Here is a 16,567-nt window from a genome sequence, read left to right on the forward strand (position 1 = left end):
GTTTCTTCGTAATTTTATGGACTTGCTTTTCAGGCCTTACTTCGGAAAGTTTAGATTTAAAATTGAAATAAAATTACATGTACTTAATCTTCGATACCGAAACAACAGGATTACCAAAACGATGGGATGCACCAATTACAGACGTTGATAATTGGCCTAGATGTATTCAAATAGCTTGGCAGCTCCATGATGAAATGGGTAACTGTATCGATCATCAAGATTATTTGGTACAACCGGAAGGATTCAATATTCCTTATGATGCTGAGAAAATCCATGGAATTTCTACTGAATTAGCACAAGAGCAAGGGGTTTCGCTTCAAGATGTACTTGAGAAGTTTAATGATGCATTATCTAAAACAAAATTTGTTGTTGGACAGAATGTAAAGTTTGATCTCAATATCATGGGAGCCGAATTTGTTAGAGGAGATGTTGCAAATCAGCTTCAAGAATTACCGGTTTTAGATACGTGTACAGAACACACAGCCAAGTTGTGTGAAATCCCAGGAGGTCGTTATGGGAAGTTTAAATTACCAACGTTAACCGAGTTACATCAATTTTTATTCAACGCACCTTTTTCAGAAGCGCATAATGCAACTGCCGATGTTGAAGCAACAACTCGTTGCTTTTTTGAATTACTTCGTTTAGGTGAATACACAAAGGAACAATTAGATGTTCAGCCTGATTATTTTCAAGACTTTAATGAAAAGAATCCACAAACGATTCAGTTTATAGGATTAAAGCATATTAACCTTAAAAAGGAAAGTGCTAAGATTAATGAGCGACTTCAAAAATCACAAGCTGTTGATATTTCAGAAGCAGAAATAAAAGAAAATATCTCTGGTTTGGCAGATGTTGATTTCGTGCATCTTCATAACCATTCACAATTTTCTGTACTCCAGTCAACAATTAGTATTATAGACTTGGTTGCAGTTGCTGCAGAAAATGATATGTCAGCTGTAGCATTGACTGATCATGCCAATATGATGGGAGCTTTTCATTTTGTAAAAGCGGTTAATAATCATAACAAATCTGTGCAATCGGAAATCGCAGAAGCTGAAGAAAAAGGTGAAACTTCAGATTTAAAAGAAATCAAACCAATACTAGGTTGTGAGTTTTTTGTTTGTGAAGATCATACTGATAAAACTAGAAAAGACAATGGCTACCAAATTGTATTAATTGCAAAAAATAAAAACGGGTATCACAATTTAGCTAAGTTATCATCTCATGCTTTTGTGGATGGCTTTTACTACTTGCCACGAATTGATAAAAAATTGATTCAGCAATATAAAGAAGACTTGATTTGTTTAACTGGTAATCTCTATGGAGAAGTACCAAGTAAAGTATTAAATGTTGGTGAAAACCAAGCAGAAGAAGCCTTGGTATGGTGGAAACAAGAATTTGGTGATGATTTATATGTTGAGTTGATGCGTCACAACCAAGAAGATGAAAACCGAGTGAATCCAGTTCTTGTAAAGCTGGCACAAAAACACGAAGTGAAACTCATAGCATCAAATAACACCTACTATTGTAAACAAGACGATGCCAATGCTCATGATATTTTGTTATGTGTAAAAGATGGTGAAAAGCAAGCCACTCCAATTGGTAGAGGAAGAGGTTATCGTTATGGAATGCCTAACCAAGAATATTATTTCAAGTCTTCAGAAGAAATGAAGGCTTTGTTTAGGGATATTCCTGAAGCAATTACTAATATTCAAGAGGTTGTCGATAAGGTTGAAGCTTTTCAACTGGCACGTGATGTATTATTACCTGCATTTGATATTCCAGAAGAATTTGAAGACAGTGCTGATGTTGCTGATGCTGGAAAACGAGGAGAGAATGCTTACCTAAGACATTTAACTTACGAAGGCGCTAAAAAACGCTATGAAGATCTTTCTGAAGATATTATAGAACGTCTAGATTTCGAATTGAGTGTTATTGAAAACACAGGATATCCAGGATACTTTTTGATTGTTGAAGATTTTATTCGAGAAGCTCGAAATATGGATGTGTCTGTTGGTCCAGGTCGTGGTTCGGCAGCAGGATCTGTAGTTGCATATTGCCTTTGGATTACTAATATAGACCCATTAAAGTACGACTTACTTTTTGAGCGTTTTTTAAATCCAGATCGTGTAAGTATGCCTGATATTGATATCGATTTTGATGATGAAGGTCGAAGTCGTGTGATGGATTACGTGATTGAAAAATATGGATCCAATCAGGTGGCTCAAATTATAACTTATGGAACCATGGCTGCAAAGTCATCCATTAGAGATACAGCGCGAGTTTTAGACTTGCCTTTATTTGATGCAGATCGAATTGCGAAGTTGATTCCAACCATGTCTAAATTGAATAAGATTTTTGGACTTAATGAAAAAGAATTAGCAAAAAAATTCAGAGCTGAAGATTTAGAGAAAGTAAATCAGTTACTCAATATTGCAGATGGTGATGACTTAGAATCTGAAACCATTAATCTTGCTAGAAGCTTAGAAGGCTCTGTTCGTAATACAGGAATTCATGCTTGTGGTGTGATTATTACCCCAGATGATATAACCAAATTCGTTCCTGTGGCAACTGCTAAGGATTCTGACTTGTATGTCACTCAGTTTGATAACTCTGTAGTTGAAGATGCTGGATTACTGAAAATGGATTTCCTGGGATTAAAAACCTTGACCTTAATTAAGGATACAGTTAAAATCGTTAAAGCCAAACATGATATTTTATTGGATCCAGATAGTTTTCCACTAGATGATGAAAAAACATATGAACTGTTTCAAAAAGGAGAAACAGTAGGTGTATTCCAATACGAATCACCAGGAATGCAAAAGCACCTTAAAGATTTAAAACCTTCAGTGTTTGAAGATCTTATTGCTATGAATGCACTCTATCGTCCTGGACCAATGGAATACATTCCGAGTTTTGTTCGTAGAAAGCATGGTGACGAGGACATTGAGTACGATTTGCCAGCAATGGAAGAGTACCTTAAAGAAACCTACGGAATTACAGTCTACCAAGAGCAAGTAATGTTATTGTCTCAAAAGTTAGCAGACTTTACCAAAGGTGAAGCAGATGTACTTCGTAAGGCTATGGGTAAGAAGCAAATTGCAGTCCTTGATAAAATGAAGCCAAAATTTATTGAGCAAGCTAGTGCCAATGGTCATGATGCTAAAGTTCTCGAGAAAGTTTGGAAAGATTGGGAAGCTTTTGCTAGTTATGCCTTTAATAAATCCCACTCAACGTGCTATGCTTGGATTGCATACCAAACTGCTTACTTAAAAGCGCATTATCCAGCAGAATATATGGCTGCGGTATTGTCTAATAATATGAATGATATTAAGCAGGTTACCTTTTTCATGGAAGAGTGTAAACGGATGCGATTAGATGTTTTAGGTCCAGATGTAAATGAGTCGTATTATAAGTTTTCGGTGAACCAAGATTATGCAGTTCGCTTCGGAATGGGAGCGATTAAAGGTGTTGGTCATGGTGCGGTGATGACCATTGTTGGAAACAGAAAGAAAGATGGTCATTTCAAATCAATTTTTGATTTAGCGAAACGTATTGATCTTCGAGCTGCAAATAAAAAAGCATTTGAAAATTTAGCTTTAGCTGGTGGTTTTGACGGATTTGGAGAAGCGCATCGCGCACAATATTTTCATGATGATGGAGATAGCATTACCTTTTTGGAGAAAGCCATAAAATATGGTGCGAAACACCAAGAGAATGAAAATTCGGCACAAGTAAGTTTGTTTGGAGCAACTAGTGAAGTTCAAATTGACGAACCTGTTGTTCCACCTTGTGAAGAATGGGGAACAATGGAAAAATTGGCTCAAGAGAAAGAAGTCGTAGGTGTTTATATATCTGGTCATCCACTAGACGATTTTAAAGTTGAAATGAAAACGTTTTGTAATGGTAGTCTGGCACTTTTTAATGAGTTAGAAAATTACGTTAATCGAGAAATAACCTTTGGTGGAGTCGTTACAGATGTGCAACATCGCGTGAGTAAGCAAGGCAAGGGCTGGGCCTTATTTATGGTTGAAGATTATACAGATAGTTTCGAGTTTAGAATTTTTGGAGAAGAATACCTAAAGTATCGTCACTTCTTGGTTAAGAATAGTTTTGTCTACGTGAAGTCTTATGTAAGAGAAGGTTGGGTTAATCGTGAAACAGGGAAAAAGAGTGATCCAAGGTTGCAATTTAATAGCTTTCAGTTGTTGCATGACGTGATGGATACCTACGCAAAGAAACTGTCCATTCAACTCAATATTGATGATTTAAAAGAACAACGAATTGCCAAACTTCATGATTTATTTAAAAGTCATGATGGCAATCATGCGCTGAATTTTGTAATCTATGATAATGAAGAGGAAATTAAATTGAACCTACCAAGTAGGATCCAAAAAATCAAAATTTCACAAGAACTTTTGGAAGAATTGGATAATGACGGAGTATACTATAAATTGAATTAATTTAAGTGCTCGTTATCTGGTTTCTACATGTTTTTTTAATCGATCTGTAATAAACTTATCCCAGGTTGTCGAACAAACTTTATAACATTCTATTTTAGGAGATAGACCTACTTGATGAAATTTGATTATTGTTTTTGAATTGTCTTCAATAATTTCCCAATGTAAAATTTGTCCAATCCATTCTTTATTAAAATCAGGTTCACCATCGATACATTTCCATACGATGTCATGATTTGGAGTAAATTCAAGAATTTTGAAGGTCCACCAATGCCCATTTTCAAAATGAATAGTAAAATGACCTCCTTCTTTTTGCACTGAATTACTTGTGTTGGACCACCAAAGATTTATCCCATCGGTTAAAGCGTTAAACACGGTTTTAGCAGTTGAAGATGCTTCAATTTGTTTATGATAATTGGTGTTTGGATGAGTTACAGTATTATTAAGCATTTTTGTTCGTATTTAAATAAGTGTCTAAATTATCTAGTGAATCACCCCAGAATTGTTCATAGAATTGCATCCATTTATTTAGTTCTTTAAGTGGTTTTGCATTAGCATAACAAAAGCGTTCTCGACCTTTATTATCTAACTTAATCAAACCAGCATCTTCTAAAGTTTTGATATGTTTGGTAACACCTTGTCTGCTAATTTCAAATTGATTTGCGATTTGAGTAATAGATAATGCTGTACTAGCAATCACTAAGGCGTGAAAAATGTCACGCCTTGTTGGATCTGCAATTGCTTTAAATAATTGAGTGATTCTATCCTGCATTAACTTCTTGTTTTAAATAATCTATGAGTTGATTAATGCAACCGTTCCAGCCACCATTAAAGCTCTCAAACATGGCTATGGCTGAATCTCCAGCATAGTTAGAAATTCCTGAATGTTCTAAATGTAATTTTGTGCCTTCAGAAACAGCTTCTAATTTCCAAGTCACTGTAGTTTCTATTTCAGTATCGGCTACAATCCACGTATATACTAGTACATACGGATTTGCTTCTTTAACGGTTCCGCTAATAGTTGTGCATCCTTTTTCGTTTACTTCTGAGGTGAATGTGTATTGATATCCTTTTTCAGCTTTAAAGTCTGCTTGAATAAACCATGATGAGATTTCTTCGGCTTTAGAAATGGCGTCCCATACTTTCTCTATAGGATGATTAAATATTTTTTCTTTTGAGATTGTGTCTTTCATAATTATTCGATTTTTGATTAATAGACAACTTTATGACTGCTAAAATAAATAATAATTTTTTAATATGCAACTTTTTGGTTGCGTATTGTATTGCCTTCTTTGCGCAAAGGATGGAGCAATTGTTGGAGCTCCTTGAAGAGAGCGACTTGTGAGAGCCGGGTTTATGCGCCCAAATAAAAGTATATGTTGAATCAATAACTTCATAATCAAAACAAATACATCCATTGTAAGGTTTGGCAAAATTTTTGACTAATTTTGTGTATTAAAACGAAGTTAAACACATTTATAACATATAATTATGGCATTAGAAATAACAGATGCAACGTTTGAAGAAACAGTATTAAATAGCGACAAACCAGTAGTGGTAGATTTTTGGGCAGCTTGGTGTGGACCATGTAGAATGGTTGGACCAATCATTGATGAAATAAGTACAGAATACGATGGTAAAGCTGTCGTAGGGAAAGTAGATGTTGATGCAAATCAAGAGTTTGCAGCAAAGTATGGTGTACGTAACATTCCAACGGTTTTGGTATTCAAAAACGGTGAAGTTGTAGGACGTCAAGTAGGAGTTGCTCCTAAAAATGCTTACACAGACGCAATCGATTCTTTATTATAAGATATATTCTAAAAGAAATGATAAAAGGTTTGCCAGTATGGTGAACCTTTTTTTATTTTTAGCTAATTATTAAGACCTAAGACAAAACATATATGAGCAAGAAAGAAAAAGCACAAGATGTAATAGACAATAAATTATTAGAAGAACGTAAAGTGTTTCTTTGGGGAATGGTGGATGATAAGTCAGCAAAGCATGTGATAGACCGTTTGATGTATTTAGATGCATTAGAGACTAAAGACATTCATTTATATATTAATAGTCCAGGAGGTTATGTAACATCTGGATTTGCTATGTATGATTGTATTAAGTCTTTAAATAGTGATGTGTCAACAATTTGTACAGGATTAGCTGCGTCAATGGGATCTATATTATTATCTGTTGGAACTAAAGGAAAACGTTTTATCCAACCACATGCTCGTGTAATGATACACCAGCCAAGTGGAGGCGCTCGTGGTCAAGCGAGTGATATTGAAATTACAGCTCAAGAAATCTTAAAAACAAAAGAGTTAAGTGCAAAAATTTTGGCTGATAATTGCGGACAAGATTTTGATAAGGTGATGAAAGATTTTAATCGTGACCATTGGATGGGAGCAGAGGAGTCTAAAGCATATGGGATTGTTGATGGTATACTAGAATAAGCAGATGAATTTACAAGCAGAACTCAATAAAGCCGGAGGATTTAAAAACCTGGAGCTTCTTGCTAAGCAAGTTGTGGAAGGGTTTATTGCAGGAATGCATAAGAGTCCGTTTCATGGGTTTTCTGCTGAGTTTGCTGAACATAAAATTTACAACCAAGGCGAAAGTACACGTCATATTGATTGGAAGTTATATGCCAAAACTGATAAGCTCTATACTAAACGTTATGATGATGAAACTAATTTACGTTGTCATCTTATTATAGATAATAGTAGTTCGATGCATTATCCTGAAATGAAAGATTTCAGTATTTCAAATCTTAACAAAATTGCCTTTTCGGCATTAGCGTCTGCATCTATGATGCATATATTAAAAAAGCAACGCGATGCTGTAGGCTTAAGTATTTATAGCGATGCGTATGATTATTATGCTCCCGAAAAAGGAAGTGAACGTCATCATCAGATGTTATTGAGTCAGTTAAGTAATGCAGTCATTTCAAAACCGCTCAATAAGAAAACAGAAACGTATAAGTATCTGCATCAAATAGCAGAAAACATTCACAGGCGTTCTTTAATTTTCTTTTTTACAGACATGTTTCAAACCTCTACAGATGATGTGAAATTATTTGAAGCCTTGAGACATTTAAAGCATAATAAGCATGAAGTTGTATTATTTCATGTCATTGATAAAGAGAAAGAATTAAAGTTTGATTTTGATAATGCACCTAAACGTTTTATTGATGTAGAAACGAATGAGTTCATTAATTTGTATCCTGATACAGTTAAAGAAGGTTATGAAACTGCTGTAGAAGATTACTTTAAAGCCATTAGGTTAAAGTGTTTACAGTATCAAATTAAATATGTTGAAGCAGACATAAATCAACCTTTTAATAAGATCCTAACTACCTACATGGTAGAGCGTCAAAAATTTATTTAAAAATTTTGTCAAAAATCTTTATAAAAGATTTGTGATATTAAAAATCGAATGTATATTTGCCCTCGCAATAAAGCAACGGTCTGGTAGTTCAGTTGGTTAGAATGTCGCCCTGTCACGGCGAAGGTCGCGGGTTCGAGTCCCGTCCAGACCGCTAAAAATTGCAAAACTAAAGCTCTAAGAAATTAGGGCTTTTTTTAAGCAATAAAAGTAGTTGTGTTGTTCTCAGAGAAATCTGAGAGTTGTAAGAAACTCAATGTTGTTGGGTTCTTACCGATGAGAAGCTTTCCTTTTTTCTGAATAAGAAAATCGGGATGCTTTTTTGTTTTATGGCATTTCAATCTACAAATACCATCAAAAGGGGTATTATTAGGGGACACTCTTTTTTCTAAAAGGGGATGCTCTATCTTTCACAAAATCAATCAAATACATTTTTTAATAACTAAAAAACTACCAATTATGCAGATAAATAGGGTGACTATTTTATTTGTAATTTACAAAAGCAGGAAAAAGAAAGACAACACTTCTCCTATTTATTGTAGAATTACTTATAAAAAACAAAGGAAAGAGTTTGCAACTGGATACTATATAAATCCTGAGAATTGGAATAGTAAAAACCAATTTGTCAAACCACCAGAAAAAGAACATAACTTTGTAAATACACAACTAAGCCTGATTACATCTAAAATGAATCAGGCTTTTTTATTGCTTCAAGTTAATCAAGTTAATTTTGATGTAGAAGATATTTTCAGACATTACAAAGGTGAAAAGGTTAAAGCAGATTTAGGAGTCTATGAAGTTTATAATCTGTTTTTAAAATACCTAGAAAGATTAGTTGGCAAAGAGTTGAATGAAGATACTCATAAGAAATATATAGCCTATGGTAAACATTTGAAAAGCTTCATTAAATGGAAGTATAAATCTAAAGATGTAAAACTCTCAGCCATTAAAAGCAGTTTTATAACACACTATGAATATTACCTTAAAACTGAAAAGAACTTTGCTCAAATAACCTTAAATAAGGTGATACAAAGGTTTAGAAGGTCAATAAGGTATGCTATAGCTGAAGATTACTTAGACAAAGACCCTTTTATGCTTTATAAAGCAAGGAGAGTTAAGAAAGAGATTGTTTATCTTTCTCAGGAAGAACTTTTAAAGCTAGAAAACAAGAATTTTGAACTTCAAAGAATACAGCAAATCAAGGATATGTTTGTGTTTTGTTGCTATACAGGATTAGCATTTAAAGAAATGATTGCTTTAACCAGAAATGATATTATTGTAGAGTTTGATGACAACCTTTGGATAAAGGTACATAGAGTAAAAACTTCAAGAAGTTATAAAGTACCATTAATGCCACAAGCAATGAGAATAGTGGAAAAATACCATCATGAAGATTTAGACTATGTGTTTCCAAGGGTGTCAAATCCAAAGTTTAATGCTTATTTAAAGGAAATAGCTGATGTTGTTGGAATTAAAATCAACCTTACACATCATATTGCTAGAAAGACTTTTGCAACAACTGTATTGCTTTACAATGATGTGCCAATGGAGGTTGTATCCAAGCTTTTAGGTCATAGTAAAATGCAAACCACTCAAGAGCATTATGGAGAAGTAGTTCAGAGAAAGATTAGCGAAGAGATGATAAGACTTAATAAAAAGTTTAAAATTAGATGAGCTAATTAACTGTGTTGTAATATATTTATAGCACAGTTAAATTTGTTTATGAAGCTTCCAAACAATCACTTTCAAGATTTCCCTATTGATTTTAAACAAATAGACCCTAAAGATTTTTCGAAATTTGAAACAGGTAATAAGATTGTTATAAGTCCAGATGTTAATGGCTATGTAGAGGATTTAAGAGCTGATAGTTATATTGGTATGAAATCAAAACTTTTGGAGGTACTTCAAAATTATGGAGCAGAAAATCATTTGAATTCTATGAAGCAATTGGCTCAACAGAATTTAACTGAACATCAGTTTGCTCAGCTAATAGGTAAGTCAAGACTATACAATTATTTACCAAAAAAGGATAAGCTTGGCGTTCCAGAATTATTGCTGAATGATGGACAAATTTCTGCTGTGGCTAAAGACTATTATTTAGATGAAAACTTTTGTAGAAATGACAATGGAGATATAAGCCTCTGGAATGTTTACAACCTCTTCACAGGAGCTAATAAGAGCTCCTATATAGACTCTTTCCTGTCAAGGAATGTCAATGCCTTTGATTTTTCAAAAGGGTTGGCTAATGCTATCAATGGTGATTCTAAATACCATTGGTTTTTGAGTTGAGTGATGCCCAATCTTTAAGGTTGGGCTTTTCTTTTTCTTAAGTTACAAGCAATTAATTTGCTTCTTATAGGTTTAATTTTTAACTATAAACTGAAAAGCTTTTGATGGGGTTTTAAGGTAATTATAAGCTCCATTTTCCCTGTAGCTTTTTGTTTTAACAACATTTGAAAAAACATCATAAAATTCTTTTTTTGTCATTTCATATGTACATTGGTCATTTGTAGAATATATGCTGATTTTATCTTCCCATGATAATTTTTCAATACTATCTCTTTTAAAAAGTAATCTTGTTGATGAATAAGTTGACTTCATACTAATATTTATTTTTGCTTCTTAAACAAAAGTTTCTTTTATTCATTATAACTCATTTTCTAAAATAAACCTTTCTAATCTATCTTCGTCTAGAATTGAATAAGGTAGGAAATCAGATTCACCATATCCAGAAGCATATACTTTAATTTTAACCCCTTGTGATGATAACCATATCATTGTCCTACCACCATGGCTTAATTTCAAAAATGTTCCATCTTTCTCTTTTTTGTAACCCATTTTCCTTATTTTTTTTTCAAATGGATTATTGGACGCCTTAACAAAGATGTTTTTTAAAAAAGCGAATAGTTTCATTTAAATTATTTATTTTCAAATTATTGTACTCATACATTTTATAATACATAACGAGTTTGAATATGATTTGTACGACTTAGAGTTTGTAGGATTTTCCAAGTAATCATTGAACTAGCAATGAATTATACACGTTGTTGGCTACAGTTATTTTCTGTAAACACCACTTATAAGTTCTAATTCACCAGTTTTTAAATGAGTTAGAAGATTCATAAGTTTAGGTTTTGTTGTTTCGCCCATTAAGACATTAAGTCCCATTTTTGGTGGTCCAAACTCTTTCAGTCGAGCAACGAGTGCATTAAAAAAATCTATTCCTGCTTGAGTTTGATTTGTGGACTGTTCTTTTGTTAAGCCAAACTCTTTTAAAAATCCATCCATTTCTTCTATTTTAAACAAGAAACTATGGTTGATATTACTAGCCCAAGGCATTGGGTAATTGATTTCTCCATCTCCTTTTTTAAGAATATCATAAAAAAGAAAATATCCACCAGTTTTCAATACTCTATTTATTTCTGAATAAAACTTTTTCTTATCTGGAATATTCATTTGAACGTGCTGTGTCCAAACAACATCAAATTTATTATCCTCAAATGGTAGTTCAGCAGCGTCTCCTTGTACAAAAGTTGTTTTATTATTTAAATTTACGAGTTTAGATAATTTATTGGCTGTTCTTACGTATTCATTACTAAGGTCAATTCCAGTTGTCTGACAATTATATTCATCAGCAAGCATTCTGCAAGGTCCTCCTAATCCACAGCCAACATCTAAAACATTAAGTCCGTTTAGGTCAATACTATTGGCAAGCTCTTTTGAGACTGTTGCTCCACGTACGTGAAACTCATCAGCTCCAGCAATGTCAGATCTCTTTACATTTTCTAAATCAATATTTTGTTCTTTAAGTCGATTGACAATATCCTCATAAAGTGCTTCTTTGAGATAATGATTCTCTATACTTAGATTTAAACTTTCCATTTTTTCAGAGTTAATTTAGTTTTAATTGTTGCCAACGGTTTGTGTATGGTTAGTTGCGTAAGCGACTAAGATAGCAAAAAAGGGCAGGAGTAAGGAAATCCGCTAGGATTTCCGAGATACTCTTTACCCACTATTAGCAATTAATTATACACCGTGTTGGCATTAGGTTATTTTTCATCCACTACATCATATATTCCTTCTGAATTTGTCTTATCAGTTGCCATTATTTCTTCAACATATTCTTGGAATTCCTTTAGAAAAATTGCTTTACGTGACTGCCAAAAAACTTGAAACCCTGGGTTGTTTTTTACTCCGTTAATAATTTCAAGTAATGATTCTTGTACTCTTTTGTCAAGCGTGCCTTCTTTAACGAGGTAATAGCTGTTCTGCCACGTTAACAATATACCGTGTAAATTCATTATAGCTTGAAATCGTTCTACTGGTGTTATTGAATCAGGATTGGTCATAAAGTTCCAAAAGACATAACTTCCTTGTTCACTATTTCCTAAATTGCTGTACCAAGAAGTAAGTTCTGATACTGTTGTCACAGCAGTCGCTGAACGTGTAGCCTTAGCACTTTCTTTTAATTGCAACCCAACAAAAAGAAGGGAAATAATAATTACGATTCCACCAATTATTTCGACAATTAACGCAGTCTGTTCAAGATTATATTCCATAGTTTTTGTTTTGTCAAACTTAATGCCAATGCTCCCTGTGTATAGCGTAGTGAGGCGCGCCTCACGAAGAGCTATGTTCGCGCCTCATTCGCTATACATTATGTTGTGTGTAGTTTCTTGAGGAGCTCACAAGGAACTGCATAAATATACATTAATTAGTCGAGGTGCGATCAACAGGGAGCATTGTGGGTAATTAGTAGAAAAGGAGCGTTTGCAAAACGCGGTTTCTATGTGCCGCAGGCAATTACCCACAACAATTGGATATAGGTATTAACTATATCCACTCTATATCTATACCTACAAATCTAATAGATTTTTTGGACAATAAATATACAGAGGAGAGAATATAAATCTACTGAAATTAAATCATAAAATTTTTTTTCATAAAAGATTTTAAAATACGGGTATCACACTCACGCCCCCCTCCCTAGTAAATACCCGCACTTATTTTTAGGGAGGAAAACTCCCCCAACCCCAATTAAAAGATTTCACTTTTTTACAGGCAGATATGATACAAGTTGATAGCTGTTATCTATGGTCTTAAAGAAGTAAAATATTTTGTAGGGTTTTTGTTCAACTCAAAAATTTAAATATTATGGTACGTATTGTTAACTACGAAGAAAGACAAGTAGATGATGGTAAAACATTCTTTGTTTTAGAGCTACAAGGTGGCATTGAAATGGCATTAAGTCAAGAGACTAATCTATTCTATGCTACAGCAAGAAGAACCTTCATCTCTTCTACATTTGATGAAGACACCTGTAAAGCTTTATTAGGAACTTCTATGCATGGAAAGATAGAAAGGCAAGAATGTGAAGCTTACGAGTACGAAATCAAGGAGACAGGAGATGTGAGAATTCTAAATCACAGATTTGTTTATGCTCCAGAACCTATATCATCATCTAAAGAAGATAAAGCTGTTCAAAAGCTATTTGCTGAAGAACATACCTTTTCTCAGAATGGTGTTCTAGAGGAAGAGTTAATAGATTAATTAATCATACTTCCAGTTTTTGTATATCTATTATATAGGTGGCAAATATAAACTGGAAGTTTTAATTTCAACATGTATGAAGGTGTCAGAAATAAAGGTTTCGTATTCCAATGAGAATCCGAACAAAGTGAAAATTGATAGCAGTGAAAGTGTATTTGAATTAGTGATGAATCATTGGGACAATAATTTAATTGAACTTCAGGAAGAAGTGAAAGTTGTCCTACTTAATAGAGCTAATATAGTCATAGGAATATATGACTTATCAAAAGGAGGAATTACAGGTTGTATAGTGGACATAAAACTTATTTTAAGTGTTGCTTTAAAAGCAGTCACATCACATATAGTATTAGTTCATAATCATCCTAGTGGAAATTTAAAGCCTAGTGAAGCAGATAAAAGGATTACTAGTAGGCTAAATAAAGCATGTGAAATAGTAGAGATTAGTCTATTAGACCATTTGATTATTTCAAAAGACAGCTTTTTTAGTTTTAAGGATGAAGGATTGATTTGACCTTACAATTTGGTATGACACTTATATAACTAATTAACCATTCTGTAAGGTCTTCTTGACCTTTCCCTAATATGGTAGTAATTTTGTTTTACTCTCGTGTGAATGTGTCAATAATCATTAGTTTATAGAGGTTTTCAATCTAAGTGATAGTTTGTAGATTATATATCATAGCCAAATCTTAATTAAAAAGAGTGATTTGTTATTAAGATAGTTAAGGTGTCATTTGATATATTACTATATCTCTAGGAACAAGGAGTGCTAAGTATCAAGTTGTAAATAGCTAAACATCAGTTTCACACTCTTCAATATTGAGTAATTCAGAGAGTGATACTTCTAATGCTTCTGCTATCCTATGTAAAGTGTTTAGTGTAGGATTGGTTCTCCCAGATTCAATTCTAGAGACATTAGTAGTATCAAATACACCTAGAATTTTACCAGCTAAATCAACTTGAGAATACCCTTTTGAGATTCTAATTTGTTGTATTCTTTTACCAGTAATTTTAAGTAAATCTGACTCTTCCACACTTGACATATTTGACAAGTGAATGAAAGACTTATATTTACAATGTTTAATGCCATATATGGCAAGTTTGCATGATTATGGGAAAATGGGAATGTTTAGCACAAGCAGATGGTTACTATAAAATAATTAAAGAAAAAATAGGTAGAGAACCAACATTTGATGATTTAATTAAATATAGAGTATCTGTTACGTCATTAAATGATGTACAATCTAATTTTGATGACTATGTAAGTGGTTGGAATCTTCTTAATAAGGATGTGTCTAATTCAGATGAAGTTTATGACAAATATTTTAAAGCGAGAGATGATTTTGATAAGCTTGTAGAAGAGATATCTAAAGCTGGTTCTGTTGAAGAAAAAAGACAGCTTCATAAAAATCAAAAGAGAAATTTAGGTGACACCCTAAAGAATGGTGATAATAATACTAAAGAAATCCATTTGGAAGAGAGTCCTAACTTACTAGATAATTTAGGAATCGTCTTAATGTTTATTAATATACTATATTTTACAATTGAATTTGTATATCGCATCTTTTTAGATAAGATTGGAGTCTTTTATATATGGGGGTATTATGATGAAGTTTTCAAACTGTCAGGAATATTATTAGTTCTGTCAATTCTTGGATTAAATTATTATTATTCTAGGTCAGATAACTTAAAGCAAATTATTGATGATATATATTTAATTGGCTTTAAGTTAATAAAATTCTTAAAAGAGATTTTGAAGATAAAAACTGTCCAAAATATATTCCTATGGGTAATAGGTGTTTCATTTGTTGTTTATATAATTATCTATGTATTTGGAGTTGTTTATTTGTTGATTAAGTATTGGTATTTTGTAGTAATTGGTTTTCTTGCTCTAGTGCTTTTTTTGTATATTTTTATTAAATACGAGAGGAAATAGTATGAATAAACAAGAAATAACATTTGATTTTACAAGAAAGTATATAGATGATTTTATAATTACAACTAATAACTTGACCTATAGTATTCATCATATCAATTGGTGGCTTATGAAATATGAAGCTGAGTTTTATGAAGCTATTTCAAAGTCAAATTGTGGTAAATGGAGTAAATGGGTAAGAGATAACTCTATTCATGTATTTCCTTGTGCTTGTCCAACTAGAGAGCAAGAATGTATTTTTATCGAGTTGTATTTTGAGCTTTTAAAAGTATCAGAGCTAGAGCCAAAAGAAATATTCTTTGAAAAAATAATGAAGGAGTATAAAATAGTTCAACACGATGAAGATGAGATTAATTTATGGCTTGATAAACATAAAGTAACTTGGAAAGGTTTAAGGTTTGATGAAATCATAAGAGTAAAACTTACTACAGAACCTTATACTAAAATAGAAGTACAATTAGCTAAGTGTGATTTTAGAAATATTATCTTATTCCAGAAAACCTATAATAGATTGCACTACTCTAAAGAGTTTTAAAATACAGATTCATTTAACCATCTAAATAGATGGTTTTTTTATACCCAATAGTTATGAGAAAAAATAATATACCTTTTAAAATAGGTATGCAATATGAAAATTGGGAATTCAACCTAGATATATTACCAGACAGAATAAAAGGACTTGATAGTTACTTAAACATAGATATATCATTAAATAAATTTCTTAATGTTCATTCAGATAAAACTGAATTACTATTTAATTTAGATATTCTCGAAGGTGTTATACTTACCTTTGAAAACAGAACACAGGCTTTTTACAAAGAATTAAAAGAGAAGAGGTTTTCAGATGTAGAGAAACTAGGAGAGCTCAATATATGGTGTTTGTCTCAATGTGAGGATTATTTATTGACTCTAGGACATGGCATTATATATAAGGATAAAGTAGTATGTTTATACTATTGTAATAAAACTATATTACTACGATTGTTACATACATTAATTCAATAATAATATCGAAAGGAGTGTAATTAGGAGTTGTTTTTCTTATAGTATAACATGAACCCTTTATTTATAAGGGCATATTAGTTATAAGAATTCACCCGTCCAGACCGCTAAAAATTGCAAAACTAAAGCTCTAAGAAATTAGGGCTTTTTTTAAGCAATAAAAGTAGTTGTGTTGTTCTCAGAGAAATCTGAGAGTTGTAAGAAACTCAATGTTGTTGAGTTCTTACCGATGAGAAGCTTT

19 protein-coding genes and 1 tRNA gene are annotated in these 16,567 nt (G+C 32.6%); 12 read left to right on the forward strand and 8 right to left on the reverse strand.

Going from position 1 to position 16,567, the window contains the following annotated elements:
- Positions 1-77: 77 nt before the first annotated feature.
- Complete coding sequence (gene dnaE, locus RH81_RS09430) at positions 78-4,463, forward strand: DNA polymerase III subunit alpha (RefSeq protein ID WP_033959928.1); 4,386 nt, start codon at positions 78-80, stop codon at positions 4,461-4,463.
- Between the two features lie 12 nt (positions 4,464-4,475).
- Here the strand turns inward: dnaE and RH81_RS16495 are convergent, their stop codons facing one another.
- From RH81_RS16495 to RH81_RS09445, 3 genes are read right to left on the reverse strand one after another with little or no spacing between them, the layout of a single operon-like run.
- Positions 4,476-4,910 (reverse strand): SRPBCC family protein, encoded by a 435-nt coding sequence (locus RH81_RS16495; protein WP_052172493.1) that lies wholly within the window; start codon positions 4,908-4,910, stop codon positions 4,476-4,478.
- Positions 4,903-5,232, reverse strand: coding sequence for an ArsR/SmtB family transcription factor (locus tag RH81_RS09440; RefSeq protein WP_033959929.1), 330 nt, complete (start codon positions 5,230-5,232; stop codon positions 4,903-4,905). The genes RH81_RS16495 and RH81_RS09440 overlap by 8 nt, the downstream gene beginning before the upstream one ends.
- Complete coding sequence (locus RH81_RS09445; protein WP_033959930.1) at positions 5,222-5,653, reverse strand: SRPBCC family protein; 432 nt, start codon at positions 5,651-5,653, stop codon at positions 5,222-5,224. Before RH81_RS09445 ends, RH81_RS09440 begins: the two co-directional genes overlap by 11 nt.
- A gap of 298 nt (positions 5,654-5,951) precedes the next feature.
- On the opposite strand from RH81_RS09445, the gene trxA reads away from it, so the two are divergent.
- The 6 genes from trxA (at position 5,952) to RH81_RS09475 (ending at position 10,127) form a co-directional block, all read left to right on the forward strand.
- Complete coding sequence (trxA, locus tag RH81_RS09450) at positions 5,952-6,269, forward strand: thioredoxin (protein ID WP_033959931.1); 318 nt, start codon at positions 5,952-5,954, stop codon at positions 6,267-6,269.
- A 92-nt stretch (positions 6,270-6,361) separates the two neighbouring features.
- A complete protein-coding gene (locus RH81_RS09455) occupies positions 6,362-6,907 on the forward strand; it encodes a ClpP family protease (protein WP_033959932.1) in 546 nt (181 codons plus the stop codon).
- A 4-nt stretch (positions 6,908-6,911) separates the two neighbouring features.
- Positions 6,912-7,841 (forward strand): DUF58 domain-containing protein, encoded by a 930-nt coding sequence (locus RH81_RS09460; protein WP_033959933.1) that lies wholly within the window; start codon positions 6,912-6,914, stop codon positions 7,839-7,841.
- A gap of 77 nt (positions 7,842-7,918) precedes the next feature.
- Positions 7,919-7,992, forward strand: a tRNA-Asp gene (locus RH81_RS09465).
- A gap of 305 nt (positions 7,993-8,297) precedes the next feature.
- The gene (locus RH81_RS09470) at positions 8,298-9,512 is read left to right on the forward strand and encodes a site-specific integrase (RefSeq protein WP_033959934.1); all 1,215 of its coding nucleotides are present in this window, start codon (positions 8,298-8,300) and stop codon (positions 9,510-9,512) included.
- Between the two features lie 48 nt (positions 9,513-9,560).
- Positions 9,561-10,127, forward strand: coding sequence for a DUF3871 family protein (locus RH81_RS09475; protein ID WP_081988262.1), 567 nt, complete (start codon positions 9,561-9,563; stop codon positions 10,125-10,127).
- Between the two features lie 72 nt (positions 10,128-10,199).
- On the opposite strand, the gene RH81_RS09480 is transcribed toward RH81_RS09475, so the two are convergent.
- The 4 genes from RH81_RS09480 to RH81_RS09495 all read right to left on the reverse strand — a co-directional run bounded on the left by RH81_RS09480 (position 10,200) and on the right by RH81_RS09495 (position 12,397).
- Entirely contained in the window at positions 10,200-10,439 is a 240-nt protein-coding gene (locus RH81_RS09480; protein ID WP_033959935.1) for an RNA-binding protein, read from the reverse strand.
- Between the two features lie 45 nt (positions 10,440-10,484).
- On the reverse strand, positions 10,485-10,751 hold the full coding sequence (locus RH81_RS09485; protein ID WP_033959936.1) for a hypothetical protein: 267 nt from the start codon (positions 10,749-10,751) through the stop codon (positions 10,485-10,487).
- A 144-nt stretch (positions 10,752-10,895) separates the two neighbouring features.
- Complete coding sequence (locus RH81_RS09490; protein ID WP_033959937.1) at positions 10,896-11,720, reverse strand: class I SAM-dependent methyltransferase; 825 nt, start codon at positions 11,718-11,720, stop codon at positions 10,896-10,898.
- 167 nt (positions 11,721-11,887) lie between these two features.
- The gene (locus RH81_RS09495; protein ID WP_033959938.1) at positions 11,888-12,397 is read right to left on the reverse strand and encodes a hypothetical protein; all 510 of its coding nucleotides are present in this window, start codon (positions 12,395-12,397) and stop codon (positions 11,888-11,890) included.
- Between the two features lie 595 nt (positions 12,398-12,992).
- Between RH81_RS09495 and RH81_RS09500 the strand changes: the two genes are divergently transcribed.
- Positions 12,993-13,388, forward strand: coding sequence for a hypothetical protein (locus tag RH81_RS09500; protein WP_033959939.1), 396 nt, complete (start codon positions 12,993-12,995; stop codon positions 13,386-13,388).
- 76 nt (positions 13,389-13,464) lie between these two features.
- Positions 13,465-13,899, forward strand: coding sequence for a JAB domain-containing protein (locus tag RH81_RS09505; protein WP_033959940.1), 435 nt, complete (start codon positions 13,465-13,467; stop codon positions 13,897-13,899).
- 280 nt (positions 13,900-14,179) lie between these two features.
- Here the strand turns inward: RH81_RS09505 and RH81_RS09510 are convergent, their stop codons facing one another.
- Positions 14,180-14,422: a helix-turn-helix domain-containing protein gene (locus RH81_RS09510; RefSeq protein WP_033960305.1), complete on the reverse strand. Its 243-nt coding sequence runs from the start codon at positions 14,420-14,422 to the stop codon at positions 14,180-14,182.
- A gap of 77 nt (positions 14,423-14,499) precedes the next feature.
- On the opposite strand from RH81_RS09510, the gene RH81_RS09515 reads away from it, so the two are divergent.
- The 3 genes from RH81_RS09515 to RH81_RS16500 all read left to right on the forward strand — a co-directional run bounded on the left by RH81_RS09515 (position 14,500) and on the right by RH81_RS16500 (position 16,329).
- Entirely contained in the window at positions 14,500-15,324 is an 825-nt protein-coding gene (locus tag RH81_RS09515) for an MraY family glycosyltransferase (RefSeq protein ID WP_033959941.1), read from the forward strand.
- A gap of 1 nt (position 15,325) precedes the next feature.
- Positions 15,326-15,859: a hypothetical protein gene (locus tag RH81_RS09520; RefSeq protein WP_033959942.1), complete on the forward strand. Its 534-nt coding sequence runs from the start codon at positions 15,326-15,328 to the stop codon at positions 15,857-15,859.
- An 86-nt stretch (positions 15,860-15,945) separates the two neighbouring features.
- Entirely contained in the window at positions 15,946-16,329 is a 384-nt protein-coding gene (locus RH81_RS16500; protein ID WP_152604815.1) for a hypothetical protein, read from the forward strand.
- Positions 16,330-16,567 lie beyond the last annotated feature (238 nt).

Source organism: Psychroserpens jangbogonensis, from assembly GCF_000797465.1.
GTDB lineage: Bacteria > Bacteroidota > Bacteroidia > Flavobacteriales > Flavobacteriaceae > Psychroserpens > Psychroserpens jangbogonensis.